The organism is Actinoplanes hulinensis (assembly GCF_019429605.1).
Lineage (GTDB): Bacteria > Actinomycetota > Actinomycetes > Mycobacteriales > Micromonosporaceae > Actinoplanes > Actinoplanes campanulatus.
On record NZ_JAHXZI010000014.1, the window covers coordinates 282,681 to 294,426 of the forward strand.

Annotated in this window: 11 protein-coding genes; 5 read left to right on the forward strand and 6 right to left on the reverse strand. The window is 71.1% G+C overall.

What is annotated here, in order from left to right; translation table 11 throughout:
• Positions 1 to 36 precede the first annotated feature (36 nt).
• Both KZ829_RS26500 and KZ829_RS26505 read left to right on the forward strand, forming a co-directional pair.
• Positions 37 to 1,353, forward strand: a complete 1,317-nt coding sequence (locus tag KZ829_RS26500; RefSeq protein ID WP_220146621.1) for a glycoside-pentoside-hexuronide (GPH):cation symporter — start codon at positions 37 to 39, stop codon at positions 1,351 to 1,353.
• 3 nt (positions 1,354 to 1,356) lie between these two features.
• Positions 1,357 to 2,019 (forward strand): TetR/AcrR family transcriptional regulator, encoded by a 663-nt coding sequence (locus KZ829_RS26505; RefSeq protein ID WP_220146622.1) that lies wholly within the window; start codon positions 1,357 to 1,359, stop codon positions 2,017 to 2,019.
• Here KZ829_RS26505 and KZ829_RS26510 read toward each other — a convergent pair.
• Together KZ829_RS26510 and KZ829_RS26515 are read right to left on the reverse strand one after the other, a co-directional pair.
• Positions 2,013 to 2,870 carry a DUF4394 domain-containing protein gene (locus tag KZ829_RS26510; RefSeq protein WP_220146623.1) on the reverse strand — a complete coding sequence of 286 codons (858 nt, stop codon included), beginning with the start codon at positions 2,868 to 2,870 and terminating at the stop codon, positions 2,013 to 2,015. The two genes, KZ829_RS26505 and KZ829_RS26510, sit on opposite strands and share 7 nt — an antisense overlap.
• Before the next feature lie 95 nt (positions 2,871 to 2,965).
• Complete coding sequence (locus KZ829_RS26515) at positions 2,966 to 5,965, reverse strand: AfsR/SARP family transcriptional regulator (protein WP_308285668.1); 3,000 nt, start codon at positions 5,963 to 5,965, stop codon at positions 2,966 to 2,968.
• Positions 5,966 to 6,116: 151 nt separating this feature from the next.
• Here KZ829_RS26515 and KZ829_RS26520 point away from each other — a divergent pair, with 151 nt between their 5' ends.
• Positions 6,117 to 6,509, forward strand: coding sequence for a cellulose binding domain-containing protein (locus tag KZ829_RS26520; RefSeq protein WP_220146625.1), 393 nt, complete (start codon positions 6,117 to 6,119; stop codon positions 6,507 to 6,509).
• 9 nt (positions 6,510 to 6,518) lie between these two features.
• On the opposite strand, the gene KZ829_RS26525 is transcribed toward KZ829_RS26520, so the two are convergent.
• The 3 genes from KZ829_RS26525 to KZ829_RS26535 form a co-directional block, all read right to left on the reverse strand.
• Complete coding sequence (locus KZ829_RS26525; protein WP_220146626.1) at positions 6,519 to 7,529, reverse strand: zinc-dependent alcohol dehydrogenase; 1,011 nt, start codon at positions 7,527 to 7,529, stop codon at positions 6,519 to 6,521.
• A gap of 141 nt (positions 7,530 to 7,670) precedes the next feature.
• On the reverse strand, positions 7,671 to 8,216 hold the full coding sequence (locus KZ829_RS26530) for a phospholipase (protein WP_220146627.1): 546 nt from the start codon (positions 8,214 to 8,216) through the stop codon (positions 7,671 to 7,673).
• Between the two features lie 231 nt (positions 8,217 to 8,447).
• Positions 8,448 to 9,404, reverse strand: a complete 957-nt coding sequence (locus KZ829_RS26535; RefSeq protein ID WP_220146628.1) for a Gfo/Idh/MocA family protein — start codon at positions 9,402 to 9,404, stop codon at positions 8,448 to 8,450.
• A 254-nt stretch (positions 9,405 to 9,658) separates the two neighbouring features.
• Between KZ829_RS26535 and KZ829_RS26540 the strand changes: the two genes are divergently transcribed.
• Both KZ829_RS26540 and KZ829_RS26545 read left to right on the forward strand, forming a co-directional pair.
• The gene (locus tag KZ829_RS26540; RefSeq protein ID WP_220146629.1) at positions 9,659 to 10,234 is read left to right on the forward strand and encodes an MOSC domain-containing protein; all 576 of its coding nucleotides are present in this window, start codon (positions 9,659 to 9,661) and stop codon (positions 10,232 to 10,234) included.
• An 83-nt stretch (positions 10,235 to 10,317) separates the two neighbouring features.
• Positions 10,318 to 10,893, forward strand: a complete 576-nt coding sequence (locus tag KZ829_RS26545; RefSeq protein ID WP_220146630.1) for a dihydrofolate reductase family protein — start codon at positions 10,318 to 10,320, stop codon at positions 10,891 to 10,893.
• Here the strand turns inward: KZ829_RS26545 and KZ829_RS26550 are convergent.
• Positions 10,875 to 11,585, reverse strand: a complete 711-nt coding sequence (locus KZ829_RS26550; RefSeq protein WP_220146631.1) for a helix-turn-helix domain-containing protein — start codon at positions 11,583 to 11,585, stop codon at positions 10,875 to 10,877. The two genes, KZ829_RS26545 and KZ829_RS26550, sit on opposite strands and share 19 nt — an antisense overlap.
• Between the last annotated feature and the right edge of the window lie 161 nt (positions 11,586 to 11,746).

The following is an 11,746-nucleotide window of genomic DNA, read 5'->3' on the forward strand; positions in this document are numbered from 1 at the left end:
TTCTGCCCGCTGCGCGACGGCGTCAGGGAGGCGATCGTGACATTGAGCTGGCAGAGCAAGCTGGCCTACGGCTGGGGAAGCCTGGGCAACAACATCCTCTACGGCTTCGTCGCGACCTATCTCGCGCTCTTCTACACCGACGTGCTCGGCATCGCCGCCGCCTCCGCGTCACTGCTGTTCCTCGTCGTGCGGGTGGTCGACGCGCTGTTCGACCCGGTCATGGGGATGCTCGTGGACCGCACGACGTCGCGGTGGGGCCGGTTCCGGCCGTACCTGCTGTTCGCGCCGCCGGCCCTGGCGCTGCTCACGGTGATCGCGTTCTCGGTGCCGCGGCTGGACTCCTCCACGACGCTCGCGCTGGCGTACGTGACGTACCTGCTCTGGGGGATCGCGTTCTCGGCGATGGACGTGCCGTACTGGTCGATGTCGGCCGCGCTGACCCTGGACGCCCGGGAGCGCACGTCGCTGGTGATGGTTCCCCGCACCCTGGCCAGCGTGGGCTTCATCGGCGTGAACATCGTGACGTTGCCGCTCGTCGCGGTCCAGGGGTGGCGCAACGTCGCCGTCCTCTACGCGCTGATCGCTGTCGCGCTGACCTGGATCACCTTCGCCCGGGTGCGTGAGCGCGACGACTACGTGCCGTCACCGCGGTACGCGGCGGGGGAGATGCTGCGCCTGTTCGCGCGCAACCGGCCACTGCAACTGCTGCTGGTCGCCATGCTGATGACCGAGGTCGCCTTCACCGTCCGCAGCATCATCCCGGCCTACTACCTGCGGTACAACTTCGACGCCGAGGCCCTGGTGCCGCTGTTCGTCGGCGTCTTCGCGATCACCACGATCACCGGTTCGCTGCTGAGCCCGCTCGCCGCACGGCTCTGGGGCAAACGCGGGGCGGCCCTGGCCGGGCTCGCCGTCACGACGGTCACGTCGGTGGGCTCGTGGCTCACCGGTTACCAGTCGCTCGTACCGATCCTGGGGTGGATCGCGCTCACCGGGATCGGCTACGGCGTCACGAACATCACCCTGCTGTCGATGCTCGCCGACACCGTGGAGTACGGCCACTGGCGGACCGGCCGCCGTACCGAGGGGCTGGTCTTCTCCAGCAACATCTTCAAGACCAAGGTCGCCTCGGCGCTGGGCGCCTCGCTGGGGCTCGCGCTGCTGGCCGCCTTCGGGTACGTGGCCGGAGCCCGGCAGAGCGCCGCCGCACTCGACGGCCTGCACGCCACGATGACGATCGTCCCCGGCGTGATCGGAGCCCTCGCCGCGATCCCGCTGATCTGGTACCGGCTGGACGAGCGCCGGCACGCCGAACTGGTGCGTGAGCTCGAAGTACAGTCCGCGGGCGCCTGAGCGATGGGCGTACGGGAAAGAAGGCGCGCGGCGCTGATCGCCGCCGCCTACGAGCTCTTCCTGGACCGGGGCGTCGACCACGTCACGATCGACGACATCGCCGATCGGTGCGACGTCACCCGGCGCACCGTCTACCGGTACTTCGCCACCCGGGAGCAGGTCGCCCTCGCCGTCGAGGTGGAGATCCTCCAACGATGGGCGCGCCTGCTGCACGACCTGAGCGCCGGCTGGGAGGGCACCGGCGCCGACCGTCTCCGGGCCGCGCTCGCCGACGTCGAGCAGGTCATCGACGACGCCGCCGACGAGGTCCGCTTCACCCGCGTGTTCGACGCCGGACCGGCGGGCGACGACGACAGCGATCTCGGCGCACAGTTCCGGGCCGCCATCCGCGATCTGCTCGCGCCGTTCGTGGAGATCCTCCATATCGGCGGCCGGGACGGCACCCTGACCCTGACCTCGTCACCGGAGCTGACCGCTTCCACGCTGACCAACGCCTACCTGGGTCTCGCCCAACGGGTCTACGGAATGGGTGACCGTCTCGCCGAGGAGCAGTCGATCGAGCCGCGCCGGATGCTGACCGAGTTGTCCCGCCTCTACCTCGCGGGGCTCAGCGCCGGTGGTGGGCGCATGGCCCACCACCGGCGCGACGGCTCAGGTGATCAGTAGGTGGTGTCGAGTGCCACCGCGATGTCGGACACGTCCAGCGGGAACTCGCCGACCACGGCGGCCGCCCCGGTGAGCAGATCCACCGTGTACAGCGTCTGGTAGCCGCTCGCCGGAGTGAGCACGGCGAACGCCGTCGACGACACCGTCTTGCCGCCGCTCAGGTCGCTGTAGATGTCGAAGCCGGCGTCCGGCGCGGCGTTGACGCCCAGGTTGCCGGTGGCGACCAGGAAACCCTGGTTCGCCGGGGACTGGATGACGACCTGGTCGGACGTCGTGTTGATGTCGAACAGCGTGGTGTTGGTCGTGGCGTCCAGGTCGTTGTTCGTGTACGCCGCCGCGGTGACCCCCTTGGCCGGGCCGGTCGCCGGCGGGGTGGTCAGAGTGGTGTCCGCGGTGGTGGTGTGGTCGCCGAGGTTGTGCCGCAGGTTCTGACCGTTGTCGCTGATCACGCGCAGCCGGTCGGCGGCCGGGTTGAAGTCGACGCCGAACCTGGTGCCGTACAGCGTCTCCGTCAACTGGGACACCTTCGTCGCGATCGTGCTCGGGATGCCGATGGTGTAGATCCCGCCCTGGTTGCCGACGGCGTACAGGGTGTTGTCCTGGACCCGGAAGTCGATCCCGATCACGGACGTGTCGCCGACCAGGCCGGTGATACGGCGTACCCAGTCGTTCTGTTCCGGGGTGTCGGTCTTGAAAGCCAGCATCCGGGTGCCGTTCTGAGCGATGCCGTAGGCCTGGAGGCCGGGGGTGGCGGCGGCCGAACCACTGCCCGGCCGCGCCGCCACCAGCGTGGTGGTCGCGATCACCAGAACCGCCGCCGACGCGGCCCACTTCTTCATCCGTGCCCTCATGAGCGTTCCTCTCCGATTCCATCGAGCGGCTTGCGCATCGAAAGTTAGGAATGCGGAATGGACCCGGACTGGACGCGGAATGGACCTCCGGACAGTCAGCGGTCGATGAGGCGGCGGATGTCCTCGGCCTCCGGGGCGCCGATCTCGGTGTAACCGGTCCACGCCTGGTTGCGGTGCCGCTCGGCGGTGTCCGGGTCGCCGAGCATCTCGGCCGCCCGGGCCAGACCGGCGTGCGCCCGCGCCGACTCGTACCGGTCGCCGGTGCCGGTCGCCAGGGTGAGCGCCGCCAGATGCCGTTCCCGGCCGTCCGCCGGCCGGCCGGTGGTGGTGAGCGCCTCGCCGAGGCTGTTGGTGACCCGGGCCTCGCCGGCGCGTTCGCCGAGCTGCTGGAAGATCTCCAGCGCCTCGCGCAGGAAGACGACGTCGTGGGTGACCGCGCCCAGCCCGTCGAGCGCCAGTGCGGTGCCGGCGCGTTCGTTGGTGCGCCGGAAGATGTCCAGCGCCTCGCGGTGGGAGCGGACCGCGCGCCGGCTGTCGCGCTGCCGGGCGGCGATGTCGCCGAGGCTGACCAGGGCGTACCCCTCGCCGACCGGATCGCCGATGTCACGGCAGATCCGGACCGACTCGCTCAGGTACGCCGCCGCCTGCTCGTCGAGGCCCTGCCGCCGCAGGACCTGGCCCAGGTTGCCGAGCGCCCGCGCCTCGGCCGCCCGGTCACCGGTGAGCCGGCACAGCTCCAGCGCCTTGCGCAGGGACTCGGCCGCCTCGTCGTAGCGTCCCTGCCACTGGTCGACGTGGCCGAGATTGCCGAGCGCCCGCGCCTGGACGGCGTGGTCGCCGCACGCCCGGGCCAGCTCGACCGCGCGCCGCAGCACGGTGTCCGCCCGTTCGTAGTGCCCCTGCTGCACGTCCATGACCGCGAGGTTGGTCAGCAGTTGCGCCTCGGCGGCGGCGTCCCCGGTCAGCCGGGCCGCCCGCACCGCGTGCTCGTGCATGACAACCGCCTCCGGGTAGTGGCCGCCGCTCTCCAGGTAACGCAGCAGCGTGAGGGTGAGACCGACGGCGTGCGCGGGCCGGTTGTGGACGGCCGCGTGCGCGACCAGCGCCACCAGGTTGTCGCGTTCCCGGTCCAGCCAGGCCTGGGCGCCCGCGCCGTCGCCGACCGGCGGGATCGGCGACCGCGGCCGGACGGCGCGGACCCGCCGGTGCCGCTCCGCCGGATAGAGCGTGTCCATCGCCTCGGTCGCGGTGAACAGGGTGGCGTCGGCGAGCCGCTCCAGTGCCCGGTCACCCTCACCCCCTTCCAGACCGAGATCGATCGCGTACGCCCGGAGCAGGTCATGCTGGCTGTAGCGGTCGGCCGTCACGTGGTGGACCAGGTGCGCCCGGGCCAGCACCTCCAGCACGTCACCGGCCTCGGCGACGCCGGTGCCCAGCAGCGCGGCGACCGCGTAGCCCGCCACGTCCGGGCCGGGAACCAGGCCGAGCAGCCGGAAGGCGCGCGCCGCGGCCGGTGCGAGCTGCCGGTAGGACCAGGAGAACACGGCACGGACCCCGGTCTGCGGGTCGCCGCCGGCGTTCAGCAGTTCCAGGCGGCGGCTCTCGTCGGCGAGTTCGGTCACCAGTCCCCGCAACGGCGCCCCGGGCCGCCCGATCGCGAGTTCGGCGGCGACCCGCAACGCCAGCGGCAGCTGCGCACACCGTTCGATCAGGTCGGCCGCGGCCGCGGGATCGTCGCGCACCCGGTCGCCGATCAGCCGGGTGATCAGGGTCAGCGCCTCCCCGGCGGGCAGCAGCGGCACGACGAGCCGGCCCGCGCCGTGCCGGGCGACCAGTCCCGGCAGCATGTCCCGGCTGGTCACCACGACCGTGCAGGATGTCGTGCCGGGCAGCAGCGGCCACACCTGGTCGACCGACACCGCGTTGTCCAGCACGACGAGCACGCGGCGGCCGTCGAGCAGGCTCCGGTAGGCGGCGGCCCGCTCGTCCCGTCCTGCCGGGATGTCGTTCCCGGCCATGCCCAGGGCCCGGAGGAACCCGGCGAGCGCGTCCTCGGGCGTCATCGGCTGTTCGGAGTCGTAGCCGCGCAGATTCACGTGCAGCTGGCCGTCCGGGAACCGGGATCGGGCCCGGTGCGCCCATCGCACCGCCAGCGCCGTCTTGCCCACGCCCGCCATGCCGGACACCGTGACGATGGTCTGATCGCCGGCCGTGAGCAGCCGGTCCAGTGCGGCGAGTTCGTCGGCGCGGCCGGTGAACCCCGGCACGTCCGCCGGTAGCTGGGCGGGCGCCGGCCGTACCGGAAGGGGGTTTGTGATGTTGATCCGCGGCGCCGCGACGGCCTCGTCGGGATCCCGCAGCAGGGACGCGTGCGCGGCGGACAGCTCCGGGCCCGGATCGACGCCCAGTTCGTCGGCGAGCAGGCGGCGTGTGTCATGGAACGTCGCGAACGCCTTGGCCCGGCGGCCGGCCGCCGCGTAGGCGCGGATCAGCCGGGCCTGGCCGGCCTCGTCCAGCGGCTGGGCCGCCGCGGCCTCCTCCAGCGCCGGCAGCGCCTCGGACACCGCGCCCAGCATGATCATGAGTTCGCCGTAGCGGCCCAGGGCGGCCCGCCGCTCCTCGATCAGGGCGAGGACCTTGGGATGCCCGGCCAGCATCGGCACATCCATCAGCGGCGTGCCCTGCCACTGCGCGAGCGCTCCGGCGGACAGTTCGGCCGCGGTCCGTTGATCCCCGTTCTGCCGCGCGGCGGTCGCCTCGGCGAGCAGCCGCCGGAAGCGCAGGAGATCCAGGTTGTCATCGGACACCCGCAGGGCGTACCCGTCCCCGACGCGGGGAAGGCGGGCGCTGTGCGAACGGAACGCCCGCCCCGGCTCCAGGAGCCGGCGCAGATGCTTGACGTGCGTCTGGATGATGTTGGCCGCGCTCGGCGGTGGCTGGTCGCCCCACAGCGCGTCGACCAGCTCGGCCTGGCCCAGTGGCTGCCCGCCGGCCACCGCGAGCAGGCCCAGCACGGCGCGCCGGCCCGCCGAGGTGAGTGCCACCGGGTCGTCGCCGAGCCATGCGCGGACCGGGCCGAGCACTTGGATCCGCACGCTCTCACCCCCGGCACAGGGTGGTGGAGCGGCGTCGTCCAGCCATCGTCCAGTCAGGATCCAGTCCGGTGTTCCACCCTGCTCAAGGAACCTTAGGTGGACCTGAACCGATACCACAAGCACGGGGAGTTGCATCGTCATGCATCGATCAATGGCGGTCGTTGCCGGCCTGGCCGCGGCCCTGCTCACGCCGTCCGCGCCGGCGGCCGCCGCGGATCCCGCGGTGTGCCATGTCGGCTATGTGACCAACGGCGACTCGTGGTCCTTCAACGGGCAGGTCACCATCACCAACACCAGCGGGCTCACCCTGTACGGCTGGACGCTGAGGTTCGCGCTGCCGGCCGGGCAGACCCTCCGCAGCGGCTGGGAGGCGACCTTCACCGTCACCGGACAGGAGGTGACCGCGAAGAGCCTCGCCTACAACAGTGACGTGCTCTCGGGGAGGTCGGTGGGGGTGGGCTTCCACGCCTCCGGCGACGTGAAGGGCCCCTATCCGGCCGAGTTCCGGATCAACGGCAACCTGTGCACGACCGGCCCGCTCTGACCGGGCGCCTCAGAACTCCAGGACCAACCGGGCCGGCACCCGTCCCGCCAGCACATCGTCGAAGCAGGCGTTGATGTCGTCGAGTTCGCACCCCGCGGCGACAACGCGGGTGCGCCCCGCCCGGTGCAGTTGGAACACCTCGGCGAGGTCCTGCCGGGTGCCGACGATCGAGCCCATCACCGAGATGCCGAACAGAACGGTCTCGAAGATCGGCACCGTGATGTTGCCGTCGGCGGGCAGCGCCACGCAGACCAGCCGGCCACCCCGGCGCAGGCTCCGGTACGCCTGCTGGAACGACTGCGGGGCCGCGGCCAGCGCGATGGCCACGTCGGCGCCGCCGAGCTTCCTGATCTCCTCGACCGGATCCGACGTTCGGGCGTTCACCACGTGGTCTGCGCCGAGCGAGGTGGCCAGATCCAGCTTCGCCTGCTCCACGTCGACGGCGATCACGATGCCGCCGACGATCCGGGCGTACTGGAGCGCGAGGTGCCCGAGCCCGCCGATGCCGAAGATGGCGACCCGCTCCGCCGGACGGACCCGGGCCACCTTGATCGCCTTGTACGTGGTGACCCCGGCGCAGGTCAGCGGGGCGGCATCGAACGGGCTGACACCGTCCGGGACCGGCACCGCGTACCGGCCGTCGGCCAGCGCGTACTCCGCGTACCCGCCGTTGATCGAGTAGCCGGTGTTCGCCTGCTGCTCGCAGAGGGTCTCCCAGCCGCTGATGCAGTAGTCGCAGCGCCCGCAGGCCTTGCCGAGCCAGGCCAGCGCCACGCGTTCACCGACGTGCCGCCCGGTGTCGCCCGGTCCCATCGCCTCGACGATGCCGACGGCCTCGTGCCCCGGAATGAACGGAGGCGACGGCTTCACCGGCCAGTCTCCGTGTGCGGCGTGGATGTCGGTGTGGCAGACCCCGCTCGTCTCGATCCGGACGAGGATCTCGTCGGCGCCCGGTTCCGGCTTGGGAAGGTCCTGGATCTGGAGCGGTGCTTTGAACTCGGTTACGACCGCGGCCTTCATACCGTTCGCCCCCTGACCGTTGCGGCCTGGATCTGTCGGTATGTCAGCGTATGCCCGCCCGGCACGGGCGGTTTCATCTTTTGGTGAAGTGCTGTACCCGGAGTCCGGCGGCCCTGGCCGCCGGACTCTGGGCTTAATCGGTCAGCGAGCGGCTGCCTCGCCCGCGGCCTTCAGCTCGGCGGCGGCTTCCAGGTCGGCGGTGCTGACCGCGGCGAGCGAGCCGGCGATGGACACCGCTTCGTAATAGGTCCAGGCCAGGCTGTTACAGGCTGGGCGGACGGCGGCCGAGTAGGTGGCGCACTTGCGCTTCAGGTCCTCGTAGAACATCGAGTCGAGACGGCTCTTGTTGGCGCTGAACGTCCCGATGGCCTTGTAGTTGCGGTAGCCGAAGTCGTGCCGCCAGCAGGACAGCTTGAAGTCGAACCCGAGGGGGTTGTCCGGGCTGGACGAGCAGTAGTCGGTGCTCCAGACGAACGCGTAGGCCGCCCAGGCGCCCTGGTTCTGCCGGGCGGCGTTCCAGGAGTTGTAGCTGCTCACGCTGGTCTGGGTGAAGGAGGAGAGAACGGCCGCCTTCTCCGCGGCGGTGACGGCGTAGGCGGGGCTCGACACGCCCAGGAGGGCGATCACGGCGACCACGGCCGCGAGGACGGCACGCAGGGGGCGGGGGGTCGGGACTGACGGGTTCATCCTGCTCCTCATGAGATATCCGCCCCGGTGGTGGGCGGATTTGGGGATGGCACCGTCCGGGAACCGTCGATTGTTGCCGGCATGTTTCCCAAACGATGACTAAGTTGAATGCCTGAGTCGGCGACTTCCCGTCCCTCGATCGCAATTTGTCGATGTGTGCAAAAACGGACACGAAGGCGCTCTCTTCTCATCACCGCAACGCGCACACCGCCTAACGGTGTGCGCTCCTGGTCACGGCCGGGCGGACATGCCCGCGGCCGTGTAGATGGCGTCCAGGGTGCGCATCTGGGCCACCGCCTCGGCCGGGCCGGTGCCGCGGTCGTCGCCGTCGCGGAACGCCTCCAACTGGAACGCGTAGGTGGAACGCCGGTCGGCCGCCTCCACCCGGCTGCCGTGGCGGCCACGGACGCGGATCCTCCCGCGGATCTGCGGGTGGTAGGGCCAGGCGACGCGCATCCGGCCGTCCGTACCGGTGACCTCCAGGGTGGCGCCGATCAGGTGACGTGACCAGATCGACGACACGATCCGTCCTTCCACACCGGACTCGAACCGCAGGGTCGCGGTGACCAGCCGATCGACGCCGCCGCGTTCCCACGCCCGGGCCCCGGTGACCTCCGGCGCCGGCCCGAACAGGTCACGCAGCTGGCGGACCGGGTAGTAGCCGACATCGAGGAGGCCACCGCCGCCCAGGGCGAGATCCCAGCGGATGTCCCGGCCGGGCGGGACCGGCGCGCAGAACGTGGCGCGGGCCGAGACGACCCGGCCCAGCTCACCGGAGGCGATGATCTCCCGCAGGCGGGCCTGCAACGGATGATGGTGCGAGTGGTAGGCCTCCATCACGACGCTGTCCGACGACGCGGCGACCTCCGCGACCCGCTCTGCCGCCGCGGTGTTGCTGGCGAACGGCTTCTCGCACAGCACGTGCTTGCCCGCTTCGATCGCGGCGATCGTCCAGGGCGCGTGCAGGGCCGCGGGCAGCGGGATGTAGACGGCGTTCACCACCGGGTCGGCCAGCAGCGCCTGGTACGACGGGTGCACGTGACCGATGCCGTGGCGTGCCGCGTACCGCCGGGCCCGGTCCTCGTCACGGGCGGCGATCGCCACCACCTCGACACCGGTGACGGTGCGGGCCGGATCGATCAGGGCACTCTTCACGATGCGGGCGGCGCCGAGCACACCGATGCGCATCACCGCCTCCCTTCTGGATCTGGTCAGGATCAGAGTGGCTGGCTTGGATGGATACCGGAGCGATTCTCACAGGTGGGCTCGGGCGGTGGCATGGACGAGCAGGAAGACGCCAGGATCTGTAGTACACGTCAAGGCGACGGCCGAGGCCGACGCGCGGCGGGCGGTGCGTAACGCCCTGACCAGGTTCGCCGGGTAGTCCGGGTGGTGGGAAACGGCGTGGACCACGCTTGCGGGCATGGGGCACAGTCCAGTCCGTGGACGACACCATCGCCGTACGGCATCGCTCGCTGGACGAGATCCTGGAAGGCCTGCACCTGGTGCGGCAGTCCCCGCGGGGCGCCGGCACCCTGGAGCTGGCCGTGCGCCGGCCCTCGACCGGCGCCCGCGAAGTGCTGGCCCAGGCCGAGCTGCACCGGGAGACCGGGCTGGTCGGCGACAACTGGAGCCGGCGGCCCAGCTCCCGGACACCCGACAACACACCCCATCCCGACATGCAGCTCAACGTCATCAACGCCCGGTTCACCGAACTGATCGCCGGCCCGGATCGCGACGCCTGGGCACTCGCCGGCGACCAGCTCTACGTCGACCTCGATCTGAGCTTCGACGCGCTGCCGGCGGGCTCCCGCCTCGCGATCGGCGACGAGGCCGTCATCGAGGTGACCGAGCAGCCGCACACCGGCTGCGCCAAGTTCGCCGCCCGGTTCGGGCGCGACGCCCACAAGTTCGTCTGGACCGACGAGGCCAAGAGCTTGCGGCTGCGTGGCCTCAACGCCCGGGTGGTCACCGGCGGGACGATCGCGCCCGGCGACGCCGTGCGGCAGATCCTCTGATTGTCGTTTCCGTCCAAGACGGCGGCCGGGGCCACGCTCTAGCGTGGACCCCGCAGCCCGCCCGAGCAGGAGGAGACAGCATCATGCGCGATCTGGTCTACACCGGTTTCATGTCGCTCGACGGCGTCGTGGACTCGCCCGGCGGGCCGGAGGAGGGACACCGCAGCGGCGGCTGGGTGGTCAAGGACCTCGAGTTCGTCCCCGAAGCCTGGTCACTCAAGGGTGAGGAACTCGCCGACACGACCGCGCTGATGTTCGGCCGCCGCAGCTACGAGGTGTTCGCACCGGTCTGGCCCGGCTCGGAGGACCATGCCCCCTACAAGGACCTCCCCAAGTACGTGGTTTCAGCTTCGCTGTCCGATGACGCCCTCGTCGACGGGTGGGGACCCACGACGATCCTGCGTTCCACCGACGACGTCGCCGCGCTCAAGAACGGTGACGGCGGCGCCATCTTCATCCACGGCAGCGCCGAACTGGCCCGGCGGCTGTCCGACGCGGGCCTGATCGACCGCTACCACCTGCTCGTCTTCCCCGTGCTGCTCGGCACCGGCAAGAGCCTGTTCGGCCGGGCCGACCGCGACAAGCACATGCTGACGCTGCGCGAGTCGCAGGCCTACAGCAACGGCATCCTGAAACTCGTCTACGACGTCAAACGCTGACCCAGATCCAGGCCGATCGCGCCGCCCGTGCCGGCACGCAACTGCCGGGCGGTGCGCCCTACGTACGAACGCAGCGCCCGCGCCAGGTGCGGCTCGTCGAAGTAGTCGAGCTTGGCCACGACGTCGGCGACCGCGTCGCCCGCGGCCAGCAGCTCCGCCGCCGTACGCGCCCGCTCGATCTGCCGGACCGCGCCCCGCGTCAGACCCGTCGCGGCGCGGAACCGGCGTTCGACGGTCCGCCCCGAGACGACCGGAAGGTCACCCCGCAGCACCTCGGCGACGAGCGGATCACGAACCACGGTCCCGGCCCGGACCAGAGCGTCGACCAGCGCCTCGACGTCGTCGGGGCCGGGTGTCTCCCAGCGCCCGCCGTCCAGCCGGAACGTGCGGCCCGTGGTGTCGGGCAGGTCGATGCCACCGTCGACCAGCGCGGGCGTGGACACGTGCCGCAGCGAGGTGCCCACCGCGAAGTCGATGCCCGTGAAGGTCGCACCCTCCGGCACCGGCGCCGTCCTGGTCCGGGTCTCCGGGCCGGTGACACTCGCGAACGCCCGGCCCTCCTGCTCGTAGAACACCAGGCCCCAGCGCACCCCCGCGACCGACGTCATCGCGGTGACCTGCTCGCTCACGCACGTCCACACGGCGTCGACCCATGGCGAGTCGGACCGGCGTGTCTCGAACCGCAGTTCCACGCGTGAAGGCTACGCGGATTCGGTAAACCCGGCGTTCTCGTGGTCGATCCTCCGTGGCGAGTCGTTCGCCCCGGGGTCTGTTTGGCCGCAACCGGGTGGCACCGGTTCGGGCACTTGGCACGCAACTGCCGCCCTGGAATCTCTTTCCCATGCCCGGCCGA